General features: G+C 57.3%; 16 protein-coding genes and 1 tRNA gene. 5 read left to right on the plus strand and 12 right to left on the minus strand.

The window, feature by feature from the left end:
- Positions 1-9: 9 nt before the first annotated feature.
- Positions 10-83, plus strand: a tRNA-Pro gene (locus tag SynBIOSU31_RS07985).
- A gap of 129 nt (positions 84-212) precedes the next feature.
- On the opposite strand, the gene SynBIOSU31_RS07990 is transcribed toward SynBIOSU31_RS07985, so the two are convergent.
- The 4 genes from SynBIOSU31_RS07990 to SynBIOSU31_RS08005 form a co-directional block, all read right to left on the minus strand.
- Positions 213-791, minus strand: coding sequence for a Crp/Fnr family transcriptional regulator (locus tag SynBIOSU31_RS07990; RefSeq protein ID WP_186492933.1), 579 nt, complete (start codon positions 789-791; stop codon positions 213-215).
- Positions 792-1,012: 221 nt separating this feature from the next.
- Complete coding sequence (locus SynBIOSU31_RS07995) at positions 1,013-1,993, minus strand: PstS family phosphate ABC transporter substrate-binding protein (protein WP_186489013.1); 981 nt, start codon at positions 1,991-1,993, stop codon at positions 1,013-1,015.
- A 113-nt stretch (positions 1,994-2,106) separates the two neighbouring features.
- Positions 2,107-2,367, minus strand: coding sequence for a hypothetical protein (locus SynBIOSU31_RS08000; protein WP_186489014.1), 261 nt, complete (start codon positions 2,365-2,367; stop codon positions 2,107-2,109).
- A gap of 70 nt (positions 2,368-2,437) precedes the next feature.
- Positions 2,438-3,355, minus strand: coding sequence for a 3'-5' exonuclease (locus SynBIOSU31_RS08005; protein ID WP_370593612.1), 918 nt, complete (start codon positions 3,353-3,355; stop codon positions 2,438-2,440).
- Positions 3,356-3,396: 41 nt separating this feature from the next.
- Here SynBIOSU31_RS08005 and SynBIOSU31_RS08010 point away from each other — a divergent pair, with 41 nt between their 5' ends.
- The gene (locus SynBIOSU31_RS08010; protein ID WP_186489015.1) at positions 3,397-3,858 is read left to right on the plus strand and encodes a peroxiredoxin; all 462 of its coding nucleotides are present in this window, start codon (positions 3,397-3,399) and stop codon (positions 3,856-3,858) included.
- The gene (locus tag SynBIOSU31_RS08015) at positions 3,855-4,601 is read left to right on the plus strand and encodes a DUF1350 family protein (RefSeq protein ID WP_186489018.1); all 747 of its coding nucleotides are present in this window, start codon (positions 3,855-3,857) and stop codon (positions 4,599-4,601) included. Before SynBIOSU31_RS08010 ends, SynBIOSU31_RS08015 begins: the two co-directional genes overlap by 4 nt.
- Here SynBIOSU31_RS08015 and SynBIOSU31_RS08020 read toward each other — a convergent pair.
- Together SynBIOSU31_RS08020 and acs are read right to left on the minus strand one after the other, a co-directional pair.
- Positions 4,550-4,984, minus strand: coding sequence for a VOC family protein (locus tag SynBIOSU31_RS08020; protein WP_186489020.1), 435 nt, complete (start codon positions 4,982-4,984; stop codon positions 4,550-4,552). The two genes, SynBIOSU31_RS08015 and SynBIOSU31_RS08020, sit on opposite strands and share 52 nt — an antisense overlap.
- A gap of 90 nt (positions 4,985-5,074) precedes the next feature.
- Positions 5,075-7,048, minus strand: a complete 1,974-nt coding sequence (gene acs, locus SynBIOSU31_RS08025; RefSeq protein ID WP_186489022.1) for an acetate--CoA ligase — start codon at positions 7,046-7,048, stop codon at positions 5,075-5,077.
- 328 nt (positions 7,049-7,376) lie between these two features.
- On the opposite strand from acs, the gene SynBIOSU31_RS08030 reads away from it, so the two are divergent.
- Positions 7,377-8,051 (plus strand): HAD family hydrolase, encoded by a 675-nt coding sequence (locus SynBIOSU31_RS08030; RefSeq protein WP_255477446.1) that lies wholly within the window; start codon positions 7,377-7,379, stop codon positions 8,049-8,051.
- On the opposite strand, the gene sds is transcribed toward SynBIOSU31_RS08030, so the two are convergent.
- The 5 genes from sds to SynBIOSU31_RS08055 are packed head-to-tail and all read right to left on the minus strand — an operon-like array spanning position 8,035 to position 12,543.
- Entirely contained in the window at positions 8,035-9,006 is a 972-nt protein-coding gene (gene sds, locus SynBIOSU31_RS08035) for a solanesyl diphosphate synthase (RefSeq protein WP_186489024.1), read from the minus strand. The two genes, SynBIOSU31_RS08030 and sds, sit on opposite strands and share 17 nt — an antisense overlap.
- A gap of 40 nt (positions 9,007-9,046) precedes the next feature.
- A complete protein-coding gene (gene murI / locus SynBIOSU31_RS08040; RefSeq protein ID WP_186489026.1) occupies positions 9,047-9,835 on the minus strand; it encodes a glutamate racemase in 789 nt (262 codons plus the stop codon).
- Positions 9,832-10,923: an N-acetylmuramoyl-L-alanine amidase gene (locus SynBIOSU31_RS08045; protein WP_186492936.1), complete on the minus strand. Its 1,092-nt coding sequence runs from the start codon at positions 10,921-10,923 to the stop codon at positions 9,832-9,834. The genes murI and SynBIOSU31_RS08045 overlap by 4 nt, the downstream gene beginning before the upstream one ends.
- Before the next feature lie 5 nt (positions 10,924-10,928).
- The gene (locus SynBIOSU31_RS08050; RefSeq protein ID WP_186489028.1) at positions 10,929-11,750 is read right to left on the minus strand and encodes a carbon-nitrogen hydrolase family protein; all 822 of its coding nucleotides are present in this window, start codon (positions 11,748-11,750) and stop codon (positions 10,929-10,931) included.
- Positions 11,751-11,802: 52 nt separating this feature from the next.
- Positions 11,803-12,543 (minus strand): 2-phosphosulfolactate phosphatase family protein, encoded by a 741-nt coding sequence (locus SynBIOSU31_RS08055; RefSeq protein WP_186489031.1) that lies wholly within the window; start codon positions 12,541-12,543, stop codon positions 11,803-11,805.
- Positions 12,544-12,606: 63 nt separating this feature from the next.
- On the opposite strand from SynBIOSU31_RS08055, the gene SynBIOSU31_RS08060 reads away from it, so the two are divergent.
- Positions 12,607-14,166 (plus strand): UbiD family decarboxylase, encoded by a 1,560-nt coding sequence (locus SynBIOSU31_RS08060; protein WP_186489033.1) that lies wholly within the window; start codon positions 12,607-12,609, stop codon positions 14,164-14,166.
- On the opposite strand, the gene SynBIOSU31_RS08065 is transcribed toward SynBIOSU31_RS08060, so the two are convergent.
- Positions 14,141-15,142 (minus strand): extracellular solute-binding protein, encoded by a 1,002-nt coding sequence (locus SynBIOSU31_RS08065; RefSeq protein ID WP_186489035.1) that lies wholly within the window; start codon positions 15,140-15,142, stop codon positions 14,141-14,143. The genes SynBIOSU31_RS08060 and SynBIOSU31_RS08065 overlap by 26 nt on opposite strands.
- Positions 15,143-15,211: the final 69 nt, after the last annotated feature.

Genomic DNA, 15,211 nt, shown 5'->3' on the forward strand with positions numbered 1-15,211 from the left:
ATCTGCCGTCGGGGCGTGGCGCAGCTTGGTAGCGCACTACTTTGGGGTAGTAGGGGTCGTGGGTTCAAATCCCGCCGCTCCGATGTCACAGTCCAATCCATTGCTTAAGCCCCTCAAATGAGGGGTTTTTTTATGCAATTCTCTTAAATTTGCTCAAGCCAATTAACAACAATCTCAATCAATAGGCATAGGGTCACGCGCTCAGGAGCAATTCATTTGCAGGGCAGATGGGTGATCACGAGATGACGCTGGCCGTCAATCTTCAGCCATCCCTCATCTCTGAGCAGACCGATGACCCTGGTCACTGTCACACGGGTGGTGCTCAGGGCACTCGCCATCTCCTGATGGGTGAGGCGCAGATTGAGACGCAATCCGTGTTCACAGGGCTGTCCATAATCCTGGGCCAGCAACTCCAGAAAACCTCTGACACGCTCCTCAACTCGACGCAGACCAAGCAGAGAGAGAAGATACTCCGACTGCCTGTGACGAAGCACGACCGCTCCCAACAGATCGTTAGCGAGGTCCTGTGACTCACGCACCTCACCCATGGTCATGCAAAGAAGATCTGAGTCGGTGAGGGTGATGGCTTCATAGGCCTGCACCGTGCTCAACGGCTCACCGAAGGTTTCATTAGGACCTGCCAAGCCCAGCAACAGCTCATCGCCATGCACAGAAACAGCTCCGAGCTTCACCATGCCATTAACAACAAGCCACAACTTGTTTTTGTGCAGTGGCACAACGTTTCCCGCGGCGAGATGCAAGCGATTTCGATTTTGAGAACTGGAGTCCAGAAGGCAAGGCCTTACTTTTTATGTGTTTGATTCTGCAGCAGATTCGACAGCATCGACTGACGATTCCCTACCGACGAGTGTATGGAGCGCAACATCACATACCCAGACGAAGAGTCCGCAATCGAATCAATAAGGAGTGTTCAAAAGTATCGAAAGATCAGGGCAAAAACGGCCAATCGGTTGGTGTCAAACGGCGCAATGATCGTGCAGGAGGCTTGCAATTACTGAGCAATCCGTTCAACGACGGGCCGCGACTTGCTGAGAATTTCATCTGCAAGGGGAATCAAACCGAGCTGATCAACTTGGTTCTGGAACTGGTTGCTCAGCATGAAGTCAAGAGTTGCTCTGATTGCCTGCGTGTTGTCGCCGTTTCCAGACCTGTAAGCCAGAACCCAGATCAGCGTGACGATCGGATAGGCACCCTCGGCCGAAGGGTTGGGGCTGCTGCCGGCAAGATTGAAATCCAGCTCAAGGCCTTTGAGGGTCTTAGCGCCAGAGATCACACTTGGCCTTAGGAACTCTCCGGCGTTGTTCTGCAACGCAGCAAACCTAAGGCTGCCCTTGAGATGGGACGGAGAGATGTAACCAATAGCCCCTCTCCTGTTATCGATCGCAGAGGCAACTCCGGAGTTCCCTTCAGCAGCAATCGCATTGCCTGCTGGCCAGCGAATTGACGCGCCGGTCCCCAAAGGCCATTGCGAGGAAAACGCCTGCATGGATTGAGTGAAGGCATTGGTGATGCCAGAGATATCCGATCGATGCACCCAGGTCAGAGAACCCTGCTTGCAACCAAGCTGTTTCCAGTCAGTGATCCTGCCACTAGCCACCTGAACGGCCTGCTCCTGGGTCAGCTGCAAGTCGCACCCGGGTTGGTTGTATGCAAAAGCGATGGTGCTTCCAGCAATCGGGATTTGAACCACACCACGCCTCACCTTGGCCAGGTCCTTGGGTTGCATCGGAGCATCAGAAACCGTGAAATCAACGGCCTGCCTGATCAAAGCCCATTGAGCCTCAGCTGAGCCCGAGGATCGATACCTCACCTGAGGACCACCTGCGCGAGCCATCTGGTCAAACCATTTTCGGTAGAGCCTGGCGGGGAGGGAGGTGCCGACACTGGTCAGAGACGACTCTGAAGACGCCGACACACCGGTTGCAACAGCGAGCAGGGAGAACAAAACGACAGCCTGCCTGGCAAAGCTCATGGGTGGCCTGAAGGGAAGCGACCCATCCTTAGCTGAGAGAAGAACCTGGCAGGATCCGTGAGCATTCTTCTTGAACGCAGTTCATGAACGCTTTCAAGCGCTGAGGCAGTGAATCAAGACTTATGGACGGAAGCACCTGAAGGCAATCGCGTCGATGCCGAATAACGCGTCAGCCATCGATTCACTCGCGTTCGCTGACAAGTCGGGACTTCCTCCAGCAAATGGGAGAGCTCGAGCGCCCCGAGACGCTTCAGTTCGCGTACATCAACATGCCAGAGACATTCCGCCTCGCGAATCAGACGAGCCCAGGTCCGAACCTGCTGCCAGCGCTGCAGGCGAGAACGAATGGAAGGCGGATGCCTTGGAAAATCCATGACATCAGCCTGGCTATCTGAACTGCAGTACCGGCAAACCCACCGCGAGACTTCCGACTGCTAAAGCAAATCAGGACGCCAGGGGCAATTTGGGATCAACAGGCGAAACGGGGAAATCGAGATCGCAGGCCTCCCTCACTGATAGACGCCTGGCCCAGGCTCCTTTCACTGGCTCGTTCCAACGGAAACCGGCTTCCCTCGCGAGATGACGGTCGTTGTAAGACACCTGGGCACGCATCAGCTGGCGTGGCTCAAGGCCATGCTCAATCAACTGCTCAAGGTGATCACAGCGCCGGAAGACCTCCACCAAGTAGATGCAATCAGTGAGGGCACGATGGGCCGCCCAAACTGGGATTTCATAGGCCAGGGCCAGATCACGCACCGATGGCCGTGATCTGAGCTGACGATCCGCAGGCCAGCGGATGTCCTCCATGCTGCAGAGCCAGCGTTTGTCGGTGGCGGGCAGGTGGCCACGCCCGAACCACTGGCGATCGAAGGCAGCATTGTGAGCCACCAGCACATCAGCAGCATCCAGCAACGACTGGAGGTAGTCGAGGGCTGGTCGCCAGGGCTGAGACAGGTTCGTCGCTGAAGCAGGAATGCGATTGATCGCTTCCGCGGCATTGGCCTCTACCGGCAATAAAAACGATTGCTGCGCCAGCACCTGGCGACTGGGCACATCAAAAAGAATCACACCCACTTCAAGGCAGTGATCCAGCTGCGGATCCAGACCTGTGGTCTCGGTGTCAACGATCAGCAACGTGCGCGCTGGAGCCAGATCATCGTCTTCCGCCTTGAGGGCTGCACTGATCTCCTGAGGATCTGCCGCTTGCGCTGATGAAACCTCATTGAGCTGCTGCAAGGGGTGCTGAACTGGAGGTGATGCGGGATGACCTCCGCCCAAGGACAACAGATCGAGCTGACCTGGTACCGGTTGATTGTCCATGCGCTGCCTCCCTCCTGGATCACTCCATTCTCCGTCCTTCATCCACGCTTCCTAGGGTTTCGCCACCAGTTCGACTGCTTGTCATGGCCCTCACCGTTGGTGACAGCGTTCCGTCCATCAACCTGGAGGATCACGAAGGCAACAGCTGCGCCATCAGCGAGCGCAACGGCACCCCCCTCGTGTTGTTCTTCTATCCCAAGGACGAAACGCCGGGCTGCACAGCGGAAGCGTGCGGCTTTCGTGATTCCCATCAAGAACTCAAACAGTTAGGAGCTCAGGTCTGGGGCGTGAGCGGCGACGATCTTGTGAGCCATCGCCGCTTCGCCGAACGCCATCAGCTGCCCTTCCCCTTACTCAGTGACAGCGATCAACGTTTGCGCAGGGCTTTCGGCGTACCCAAAACCCTCGGCCTACTGCCTTCAAGGGTGACTTACGTGATTGATGGCCAAGGTGTGATCCAGCACGTGTTCAATAACTTGCTTGATGGCCCGGCCCATGTGCGCGAAGCCATGCAGGTCCTGCGTTCGCTGCAGCCCAGTCAATGAGCAGCTGGGTTCGTGTGCGTGACTGCTGGACCCTGTCCCCGCGCCAGCCGCGGGGACTCGTGGAATTTGTCGGCGGCAGCTACCTGTCAGCGACCCCACAGATCAGCTACAGGCGTCTGCTCGAAGGACTGGCGGCTCGTGGGATTGCGGTACATGCCTGGAGCTACGTGCCCGGTTTTGATCACCAGCTTCAGGCTCGCGAGGCATGGAGTGCCATGCGCGCCTGCCGCAATCGATTAAACGACCGCTTGAGCCAACTGCCTCCACCTCTGCGTCTTGGCCACAGCCTGGGTTGCAAACTGCATCTGCTCGCACCAGACGGAGGCCGAAACTGCAGCGGCCTTGTAGCGCTTAGCTTCAACAACTTCACTGCGGATCAGTCGATTCCTCTGCTTGGTGTCGTCGCTCCAAGCTTGGGAGTCAGCACCGAATTCAGCCCAAGCCCCAGGGAAACACTGCGCCTGATCGAGCGGCAGTACCTGCAACCTCGCAATCAGGTGGTTCGGTTCAACAGCGACCAGATCGACCAGAGCCTCGATTTGATCACAGCCTTGCAGGCACGTCAGGGAGATTGCAGCGAGCTCCTCCGGCTGCCTGGAGATCACCTCACACCCGCCAGTGCTGGTCTGCGAAGACAGTTTCTGGGCGATTGGGCGGAAGGCAGCGACAGGCAGCAACAGGTGAATCGTCTTCAGGACCTGATCACCTCCTGGGCACTGAGCGGCACCGTCTCCTCCGGGTAGATCACTGAATTGGCCTTGGGTTCTCCAAAGACGTCGTCGTCACTGAGTGCCGTCTCGATCAACTCAATGGGAACACCGTCGTCTTCGATGATGGCCACCTTGAAGCCGCTGAACGGTTCATAGGGCCCGAGAAGCAAGTGCTCATCCGCCACGGCGACCTCAAGATCATTCACTTGAAACGCCACATGCGGAGTGGACTGAATCAAAGGATGCAGGCAGCTGCCGGACTCGAAGCGGTGAAACTGAATCCGGAAACCGCCGGGGTCCTCGCCACCGGATGTGTACATGCGAAAGGTTGAGCTGTAGTGCTCACCCGGGCGTTGCTCCGAGGTTGGAACACCCATGTGGTGGTAGCGATAGCTGACGTTGGGCTTGCGTTTCATCACGGTTGATGACCAATGGATTCACCATGACTTGCGTCCTGGTGAGCAGCTGGTGAACAGGAGGAGAGTTTTCAGGCCAAAACGCTGGGCTCAGGCACGCAAACGGTCGAGCACCGAACGATCTTCAAGGGTGCTGGTGTCCCCGGTGACTTCCTGGCCTGCCGCGAGAGCGCGGAGGATTCGGCGCATGATTTTGCCGCTGCGGGTTTTGGGCAGAGCATCACTGCAGCGAATCTCATCGGGCCTGGCGATCGGGCCGATCTCCTTGCCCACATGGGCCCGCAGTTCCGCGATCAGGGCATCATCCGGTTCGCGTCCTGAGTCAAGAGTGACGAACGCGACGATGGCCTCTCCCTTCAGATCATCAGGACGACCCACAACGGCAGCCTCCGCCACGGCCGGATGACTGACCAGCGCGGATTCGATTTCCATGGTGCCGAGTCGGTGGCCGGAGACATTGATCACGTCATCCACACGACCCATCACCCAGAAGTAGCCATCGGTGTCACGACGGGCACCATCACCGGCGAAATAGATGTGACTTCCATCAGCAGGGCGGATGTGCTCCCAGTAGCTCTCACGGAAGCGCTGAGGATTGCCATGCACAGTGCGCATCATCCCCGGCCAAGGACGTCGCACCACCAGGTAACCGCCTTCATCGGCTCCAACAGAGTTGCCGTCGGCATCAACAACGTCGGCTTCAATCCCCGGTAAAGGCAACGTCGCTGAACCAGGCTTGGTCGGCGTTGCACCGGGCAGTGGACTGATCATCACGCCGCCGGTCTCGGTCTGCCACCAGGTGTCGATGATCGGGCAACGACCGGAGCCGATCACATCCCGATACCACATCCAGGCCTCAGGATTGATCGGTTCACCCACGGTGCCCAACAAGCGCAGGCTGCTCATGTCGTACTGATCAGGCACCTCACGGCCGTTTTTCATGAACGCGCGAATGGCAGTGGGAGCGGTGTAGAAGATCGTGATGCCGTGCTTCTGAATCAGCTCCCAGAACGCACCAGGCTTGGAGGGACGCGGCGCTCCCTCGTACATCACCGTGGTCGCACCATTGGAAAGCGGGCCATAAACGATGTAGCTGTGACCGGTGATCCAGCCCACATCAGCCGTGCACCAGTAGACGTCGTCATCACGGATGTCGAAGATCCATTGAAAGGTGAGATGGGCCCAGAGGTTGTATCCCGCCGTGCTGTGCACGACACCCTTGGGTTTGCCTGTGGAGCCTGAGGTGTACAGCACGAACAGACGATCTTCACTGGCCATCGGTTCCGCAGGGCAGTCGGTGCTCTGCGCCTCGACCAGCTCATGCCACCACTGATCACGCCCGTCGACCATCTCCACAGCCTGCTCGGTGCGTTGCACCACCAGCACGGACTGCACGGTTGGACAGCTGCCATTGGCAAGAGCCGCGTCAACAGCCGGCTTCAGTGAAACGGGCTTGTCCTTGCGGAAGCCGCCATCGGCGGTGACCACCGCCTTGGCTTCGCCGTCGATCAAACGATCGCGCAGGGCTTCAGCTGAAAAACCACCGAACACCACGGAATGAGGTGCACCAATGCGGGCACAGGCGAGCATGGCAATCGCCGCCTCAGGCACCATCGGCATGTAGAGCGCCACCAGATCGCCCTTGCCAATTCCCATCGCTTTGAGGGCATTAGCAGCCTTGCAGACCTCGGCGTGCAGCTCGCGATAAGTGAACCGTCGCACATCCCCCGGCTCGCCTTCCCAAATTAATGCCGTTTTGTTGGCCTTCTCGCTTTGGAGATGCCGGTCAAGACAGTTGTGGGAGATGTTGGTGGTACCGCCCTCGAACCAGCGCGCAAACGGCGCATCCGACCAGTCGAGGACCTTGTCAAAGGGAGTGAACCAGGACAGTTCCTTGCGGGCCGCCTCTCCCCAGAAAGCTTCAGGATCCTGGCGAGCAGCGTCGGCCATGGACCGATAGGCCTCCATACCACCGATGCGAGCTGAACTTGCAAAGTCCATGGGCGGCTCGAAAACGCGTTGCTCCTGAAGCACGCTTTCGATGGTGGATGTCTCGCTCGTCATCGGAGGTGTCCCTGTTTCGCCTAGGGCAAAAGATAGTTGCCACAGCGCATCCAGACAGAACCTTGGATCAAACCGTTTCGAACGACAGACGAACGACAGAACGCTCATCACCTCTGGATGCGGTCAGCAGGCAAAAGTCAGCGATCAATCGGTGGTCAGTCAGTGGTCAATCAGTGGGAGCTCCGATCAGAATGGTTGAAATTCAAGGAGCAGCCTTGTCCGGACTGCATGCCGACATCAGACTGGTTCTCGCTGAGTTCTTGCTCAATGACGACACCAGACATAGGTGTGATTTCTGAATCAGCTCACCACCCAACCCAAGGCCTGCCTGTTTGATCTGGATGGCTTATTGCTTGACACCGAGCCGCTGCATGCACGTGCCTGGCAACAGGCGGCATGCCATTTCGGCACCGACCTTGCAACAGAGCAGCTGATCCAGCTGCAGGGACGACGCCGACTCGACAACGCAAGGCTCGTGTGCTCCTGGATCGATCAACGGATCACACCAGAGCAACTGCTGGCCGTCAGACAGCCCATCGCAGCACAGCTTTTGCCTCAGGCCGAGGCCATGGAGGGAGCGGAATCGCTGGTACGCACGGCTGAACGCCTTGGCATTGCGACGGCCCTAGTGACCAGTAGCGACCGAGCATCAGTGCAACACAAAATTGGCAATCACCCCTGGGTCAGTCGCTTGCAGCTGATGATTTGTGGCGATGATCCCGGACTGAAGGCCGGCAAGCCCGCTCCTGATCCTTTCCTGCTAGGGGCTGAGGTTCTAAAAGTCAGTCCAGAGGAGTGCTGGGCCTTTGAAGACTCAAGAGCTGGATGTGAATCAGCGCTAGCCGCTGGATGCCTGGTTTGGCGTCTACTCAGGACGACTGAAGGAATTGATCAGTTGGAACACAAGGAGCAGGGATCGCTGCAATCAGATCGTCTGTTTGCCATCAACCGACTCACTGAAGCCGAGAACTGCCTGCAATCGTTAATCAGTACAGGCGACTGAGCACGAAATCGGGGAGCTCCAACAGAGCCGTGCGATAGGGAGAATCCGGGAGCCAGGTGAGAGCTTCGCGGGACTCTTGAGCGAAGGTTTCAGCCAATTGACGGGTACGGGCAATCGCATCCGACTCACGCACCATGCCAAGTGCTTCGTCGAGATCACCTTCAATACTGAATTCGCGTTCGATCAACACACCCATGGCTGGATTGCGCTCTAAGGCGTAAAGCGCTGGTGCAGTGAGATAACCACTGGACAGATCGCTGGCAGCAGGTTTGCCGAGTTGCTGATCACTGGCGGTGAAATCAAGAATGTCGTCTACCACCTGGAAGGCCAGACCGAGCTGGCGCCCGTAGCGATAAAGGGATTCCAATTGAGGTTCGGTACAACCGCTCAAAACACCTGCGGCACGGGCACTGTTCGCAACCAGAGATGCGGTCTTGCAGTAACTCTTTTCCAAGTAAGTCTCAAACGTCTGACCGGTGTCGTAGCGGAACAAACCCTGCTTGACTTCACCATCAGCCAGATCCATGATCACGCGGCTGAGCAACTTCACCACATCCAGATCATCGAGATTGGCGAGGTGCCAACTGGCCTGGGCAAATAAGAAATCACCGGCCAACACGGCTACTCGGTGATTGAAACGACTGTGAACGGTTTCAACACCGCGGCGTGTCGCAGCCTCATCGACGACGTCATCGTGAACGAGCGATGCGGTATGGATCATCTCGGTGATCTCTGCCAATCGGCGATGCCGAGACGTGAGCCCGCCATCACTGGCAAGAGCTCTTGAAATCAACAAGACGATGCCGGGCCTTAGGCGTTTGCCACCTGCACTGAACAGATGTTCTGCAGCCGCCTGAAGAATCGGATGACCCGCTCCGATCAGACTGCGAAGATCGCTGAGCAGGATCTCCAAATCCGCCTCAACCGGCTCCAGCAAATCGGTGACGGTGGTCATGAATCCTCTCAGTGCGCAGATCCTAGAAGGCGTCGACCGTTCACTGCAGTTGCACCATCTCAACCCGTGGCCGTTGACCCAGCCATGACGTGGCACGGTCCGCGAATCCCTCAGCATCCGCCGTCACACAGATACGCGTTGCCTCCAGGGCGAGGGGCTGAGTCAGGCCTTCGGGCACTGGCTTCCCCAGCAAGGCATCGAGCTGACTCGCAACAGCCATTGCTGGATCGATCAGCCGAATGGATTGCGGCAACAGGTTGTTGAGTAGCGGCGTCAGCAATGGATAGTGCGTACAGCCCAAAACCACCGACTCCACAGACGCCTCCATAAGGGGTTGCAGGTAGCGACATGCGGCTTCGCGCAGGGCTTCGGAACGCAGATCTCCGCTTTCAATCAAGGGAACAAAGTCAGGACAGGCCTGCTGCACCACAAGCGTCCCTGGATGAAGAGCCTCGATGCTTTCCCGGTAGGCCCCCGATGCAACCGTTGCGGGTGTAGCCAGCACCCCGACCCGGGATTCCCGAACCATTGCCGCAGCTGCACCAATCAGGCCAACCACTGGAACACCTGCTTGTCCTTCCGCAACATCCCTGGCCAAGGCATTCGTGGTGTTGCAAGCCATCACCACAGTGGAGACATGATGCTGGCTGAGCCAACTCACCACTTCAGCGGCAATGCTGCGGATTTCAGCAGGTGAGCGACTGCCATAGGGAACACGAGCCGTATCGCCGAGATAGATCACCTGCAGGGATCCATGGCGTTCCAGAACACGACGCAGGACTGTGAGTCCCCCCAGGCCACTGTCAAACATGCCAAGACGGATGGTCATCGCACACCCTGCAGATACTCAAGGATGCCGGTGGCAATAGCTAGAGAAAGCCGACGTCGATGCGATGCGCTGGCCAACCTCGGGGAGTCGAGACGGCCCGTCACAAAACCTGTTTCCACTAACACCGAAGGCATGGTGGTGCGACGGATCACAAAGAAGCGGCCACGACGGACACCACGATTGGGGCTTCCCGGAGACACATTCAGCACCTGCTGCTGAATGTGAGCAGCAAGCCGTGCAGAGCGGGGATCGGAAAAATAGAAGGTTTCAATGCCGTTCACTTCCGGTCGAGACATGCTGATGGCATTGGCATGAATGCTCACAAACGCCGTTGCACCGAGTCGGTTGGCAAGCGACACCCTCGGCGGCAGATCCACATCCACCTCTGCCGTTCGGGTCAGGGTGACCTGGACGCCTTTGGCCTCAAGCAAGCGAGCCACCTGAAGAGAAACATCGAGAACAATTTCCGACTCGCGAATCCCCCTGATCCCGACCGCACCGGGGTCAGGTCCCCCGTGGCCTGGATCGATCACAACCCTGTAACGACCACGAGACACACTCGGGAGCCCGGCCGCATTCACCGGAGTCCGCGTGGGCTTGATGCGAACGCCGCCCCAGCGTCCGGAACTCGCTCGATTGAGATCGCCTTCCCCAATGGTGCGCAGGCCTCCAGTGGCCAGCCCCTCGAACATCAACTTCCAGCGATCCGGTGAGGTGCCGATCAGTCGTAACTGACCGGGATCGAGTTCAACTCCGGGGTTGAATTCGATCACCAGACGTGTAGCTCCGGGGTTGGGCTTGCCCAGTCGAACCTCGCGGACGGGACCGGAACCACGAAGCTTGCGGGTCCGGCTCAGCTCACCAGGAAAATCGATCCAGACACGCGGTCCACGACCGGCTTCACCCGCTTCAAAAAAGGCCTCAAGGCGTGCGCCTGTGGCCGTGCGTAACTGAAGAACTCCATCTCGTCCCAGCGACCAGGCCGCCAAGGCACTAGCGGCACGAGCGGGCAGCGCCATCAACAAGCCTGCGCTCTGCAGAACGAGGGCAGCCAGCAGAACGCTGAAACGACGAGGTAGCCGAGGCATCAGATTCAGAACAATGCGGTTCTGCGGTGCTTCAGGCAAGGCATCTGAGTGCGGATGCGCTCAAGATGATCCAGGTCAACCGGAGCGACTGCAGCCCCCGGGCTAACCCCGGCATCGGCAAGCACTGTTCCCCAGGGGTCAATGACCATGGAATGGCCATGGTTCTGACGTCGGCCTGAGTAGACACCCGTTTGTGCAGGGGCAAGCACGTAGGAAGTGTTTTCGATAGCACGGGCCTGCAGCAGCACCTGCCAGTGGTCCTTACCCGTAAAAGCCGTAAAAGCGGCGGGAATCATCAACAACTCAGCTCCTGCTCCGATCAGATCTCGGTAGAGCTCAGGGAAGCGCACGTCGTAGCAAATCGACAGCCCCACCCGACAGAGTCCAGGAACATCGACAACGGGTGGAGGGGTTGAACCCGGGTTGAAAGAGGCTGACTCTCGATAGGAACTGCCGTCTGCCAGGTCAACATCGAACAGGTGGATCTTGTCGTAACTGGCAAGGATCTGACCATCGCGACCCACCAACTGGGCGCGTTGATAAGTGTGTGCATCGTCGCCGACAGGGACAGGGAAACCGCCGCCCAAGATCACCACTTGATAACGACGCGCCATGGTGACCAGAAAGCTGGAAGCCTGTTCTGCTAAAGCCGGCGCTAGTTCCAAACGCAGTGCATCCTCACCGAGAAAGGCAAAATTCTCGGGAAGTCCGATTAACTCGGCTCCCCGTCTTGCAGCCAGGTCGATTTGTTCCTCGGCAGCACTGAAATTGCTTTGCGGGTCAGAACTGCTAGTGAGTTGCACGGCCGCCGCCAGGAAATCACGCACAGAGATCAGAGTTCAGTCGATGAAATCGTATGGCTGACGGGTGCTCCGCGCTCTAGACAGGAACGGCTCTTAAAACACCGGGTTCAACCTGGGTCGGTACGACTTGAATCTGATCCAATCCAGCACAGCAGCTGAAATCGGCATCGTGGTTACCAATTCCAATCAGCCGTTGACCGTGCGAAGCGATGCGTAGACAGGCCTCCGGATCATGGTTCCACTGGTTCCAGAGGGCCAATGCAGCCTGGAGTTCATCATTCGCTACCGAAGCACCGGCCGACACAAGCAGCTCACCAACCGCTCCAGCAGCCAGAGAATCTTCCAGGGAATAGGTCCCTTCCCAGCCACTGCCGAGAATGAGAATCCGCTGGTGTTGTCCTGCCAGCAGTCGCTGTGCAACAGCGCGTCGGTTGGGCAAAGCCGCGGTAACAACGCAGGCGACATCGCGGACGCGCTGCAACGCGCGGGTGCCGTTGGTGGTACTCATTAACAAACGCTTGCCCTGGACCACCTTGGGAGTCACCGCCACAGGGGAATTACCGAGGTCAAAGCCCTCGAGCATGCAACCACCACGCTCCCCCAACAGCACACGAGAAGATTCGGGCCATTGCAGCGCCTGGGCACGCAGCTCATCGAGATCAGCGAAGGCTTGCACCGCCTCAGCACCGTTATGCAGCGCCCAGGCAATCGTGGTCGTGGCACGAAGAACATCGATCACGACCGCTGCGTCGGGACCATCGGCCGAACCGATCGTGTCGGGAACATCCGCAGCTGCATGAAAATAGGAAACCTGCATGGCCACACTCACCGTCAGCGTGCGTCACAGTACCGAGATCACCCCCGCTGAGGTGGATTCCAGATGGCTCTGTTCCGCTCCGGTCCCGGCACCAGGGATCTGCGCGCCTTCATTCAATTGCTGGAGGAGCGGGGTCAACTCAAGCGGATCACGGCACCAGTGGATCCAGATCTCGAGTTGGCGGCCATCGCTGATCGCGTGTTGGCAAGCGGTGGACCGGGACTGCTATTCGAAAACGTGATCGGATCCTCAATGCCGGTTGCGGTGAACCTTCTCGGCACTGTGGAGCGTGTTGTTTGGAGCATGGGGCTTGAACATCCAGAGCAGCTGGAGGATTTGGGCGAACGTCTGGCACTGCTACAGCAGCCACGCCCCCCGAAAGGATTAGGGGAAACCAAGAAATTCGCCCGAGTGTTCTGGGACTTAGTGAAAGCCAGACCAGACAGGGATCTGCTGCCGCCATGCCGACAGCAAGTGTTCCAAGGAGATGAGGTCAACCTCGACAACATTCCTTTAATCAGGCCCTGGCCAGGCGATGCCGGCGGCGTGATCACACTTGGATTGGTGATCACAAAAGACCCTGAAACCGGCGTCCCCAACGTGGGGGTCTACCGGCTTCAGAAACAGTCGGTTAACACCATGACTGTGCACTGGCTCAGCGTTCGGGGTGGTGCAGGCCATCTACGCAAAGCGGCTGCACTTGGCAAGAAGCTTGAGATCGCCATCGCGATCGGTGTGCATCCACTGCTGGTGATGGCGGCCGCCACGCCAATCCCAGTGCAATTAAGCGAATGGTTGTTCGCTGGGATTTACGCCGGCGAAGGTGTCAGGCTTAGCCCCTGCAAGACCGTCGATCTCCAGGTTCCAAGTCACAGTGAAGTGGTGCTGGAAGGCACGATCACACCAGGCGAAGTGATGCCAGATGGTCCCTTTGGTGACCATATGGGGTTTTACGGCGGCGTTGAAGATTCCCCGCTGGTGCGCTTTCACTGCATGACGCAACGCAAGGATCCGGTCTTCCTGACCACCTTCAGCGGCCGGCCTCCCAAGGAGGAAGCGATGCTGGCCATCGCACTCAACAGGATTTATACACCGATCCTGCGCCAACAAATCCCCGAGATCAAGGATTTCTTCCTGCCGATGGAAGCGCTGAGCTACAAACTCGCGGTGATCTCGATTGACAAGGCCTACCCAGGACAGGCCAAGCGGGCGGCAATGGCGTTCTGGAGCGCTTTGCCACAGTTCACTTACACCAAGTTCGTGGTGGTGGTTGACAGTCACATCAACGTGCGAGACCCACGGCAGGTGGTCTGGGCAATCGCGGCTCAAGTGGATCCACAGAGGGACCTGTTCACCTTGGAAAATACGCCGTTCGACTCACTGGACTTCGCCAGTGAACAACTTGGGCTTGGCGGAAGATTGGCGATCGACGCAACTACAAAAATAGGGCCTGAAAAAAACCACCCCTGGGGCGAACCTCTCAGCAGACCAGACGATCTGGAACAACGCGTAACGGATCGCCTGGACGAGCTGGGACTAACCGACATCAGCAACAGGGAGCCGAACCCTGAATTGTTCGGCTACCTGTTGGATCAACTCATTGCCAACCGGCCTGGGCCATGAGCTGAATAGCCTTGGGATTCAGAGCGCTCAACTGAGAAATCGACACATTGTCAGGGGTGAACTTGGTCATTCCTTTGAGGTAGGTCGAACCACCAACACCGGTGAGCGGGAATTCAAAGGTGGGACCTGCAATTCCTCGGCTTCCGTTCGGAGAGGCTAAAAACTCGATTAGTTTGACTGCAGCAGATTTGTTTTTGGCATATTTCGATACTGCAGCTGCGCTGATATTCACATGAGCAGGATTCGGCATCACAATTTTCACTTGATTGCCGAGCTTCTGATCCTTCGTCCCATTAATACCCGCACGCATGCGAGCGAGATAATAATGATTGACCACTCCAACACCGCACTTGCCCTGGGCAACGGCACGAATCAGGGCAATATCACCAGGGAAGTAAGGTTGAGAGACATTGGAGATCAAACCTTTAAGCCAAGCCTTGGTTTTCACCTCACCCCGGATTGCCAACTGATCAGCGACCAAAGATTGGTTATAGACGTTTTTACGATTACGAAGACACACTTTGCCTTTGAGATCAGGGGAAGCTAGCTGTGCATAAGTTTGAACTTGTGATGGATTGACCTGATTTGGATTAATAATAATTGCACGTACACGTCGTGCAATCCCGAACCAACGATTACCTGGATCACGATAACGCGCAGGAACTTCGGAATTTAACTTTGGAGAGTTGATCGACTGAAATAAACCTGCTTTTGCCGCATTATTAATTCTTGCTGCATCAACAAGAATGATCACATCAGCCTTGGTATTGCTTCCCTCGCGCTTAAGGCGCTCAACAAGGGAAATCCCAGAGGCTTCGATCAATCGAACCTTGATGCCGGTTTGATCGGAAAATGCCTTGTAACTCTGCCGGTCAGTATTGTAATGACGGCCAGAGTAAACACGCACTTCTTCAGCCTGCGCAGCAGCCGTCAGCAGAGACAGCGACACAAGCAAGGGAAAGGCTAACAGCTTCATAAAACACAAGAACCCACCTGAGGTTGTCTGCGAAAATCCAAATCGTCGCGCTAATTCGATACCACCAAG

It is taken from the genome of Synechococcus sp. BIOS-U3-1, from assembly GCF_014279975.1.
In the GTDB taxonomy this organism is placed as follows: domain Bacteria; phylum Cyanobacteriota; class Cyanobacteriia; order PCC-6307; family Cyanobiaceae; genus Synechococcus_C.

Excerpts from the sequence above, each read along its gene's own strand:
- sds (WP_186489024.1), bottom strand. The coding sequence starts at position 9,006 with ATGACCACCGTCACCGATTTGCTGGAGCCGGTTGAGGCGGATTTGGAG.
- SynBIOSU31_RS08045 (WP_186492936.1), bottom strand. The coding sequence starts at position 10,923 with ATGCCTCGGCTACCTCGTCGTTTCAGCGTTCTGCTGGCTGCCCTCGTT.
- SynBIOSU31_RS08055 (WP_186489031.1), bottom strand. The coding sequence starts at position 12,543 with ATGCAGGTTTCCTATTTTCATGCAGCTGCGGATGTTCCCGACACGATC.
- SynBIOSU31_RS08060 (WP_186489033.1), top strand. The coding sequence starts at position 12,607 with ATGGCTCTGTTCCGCTCCGGTCCCGGCACCAGGGATCTGCGCGCCTTC.
- SynBIOSU31_RS08005 (WP_370593612.1), bottom strand. The coding sequence starts at position 3,355 with ATGAAGGACGGAGAATGGAGTGATCCAGGAGGGAGGCAGCGCATGGAC.
- SynBIOSU31_RS08000 (WP_186489014.1), bottom strand. The coding sequence starts at position 2,367 with ATGGATTTTCCAAGGCATCCGCCTTCCATTCGTTCTCGCCTGCAGCGC.
- SynBIOSU31_RS08020 (WP_186489020.1), bottom strand. The coding sequence starts at position 4,984 with ATGAAACGCAAGCCCAACGTCAGCTATCGCTACCACCACATGGGTGTT.
- SynBIOSU31_RS08015 (WP_186489018.1), top strand. The coding sequence starts at position 3,855 with ATGAGCAGCTGGGTTCGTGTGCGTGACTGCTGGACCCTGTCCCCGCGC.
- acs (WP_186489022.1), bottom strand. The coding sequence starts at position 7,048 with ATGACGAGCGAGACATCCACCATCGAAAGCGTGCTTCAGGAGCAACGC.
- SynBIOSU31_RS08065 (WP_186489035.1), bottom strand. The coding sequence starts at position 15,142 with ATGAAGCTGTTAGCCTTTCCCTTGCTTGTGTCGCTGTCTCTGCTGACG.
- SynBIOSU31_RS07995 (WP_186489013.1), bottom strand. The coding sequence starts at position 1,993 with ATGAGCTTTGCCAGGCAGGCTGTCGTTTTGTTCTCCCTGCTCGCTGTT.
- murI (WP_186489026.1), bottom strand. The coding sequence starts at position 9,835 with ATGACCATCCGTCTTGGCATGTTTGACAGTGGCCTGGGGGGACTCACA.
- SynBIOSU31_RS08010 (WP_186489015.1), top strand. The coding sequence starts at position 3,397 with ATGGCCCTCACCGTTGGTGACAGCGTTCCGTCCATCAACCTGGAGGAT.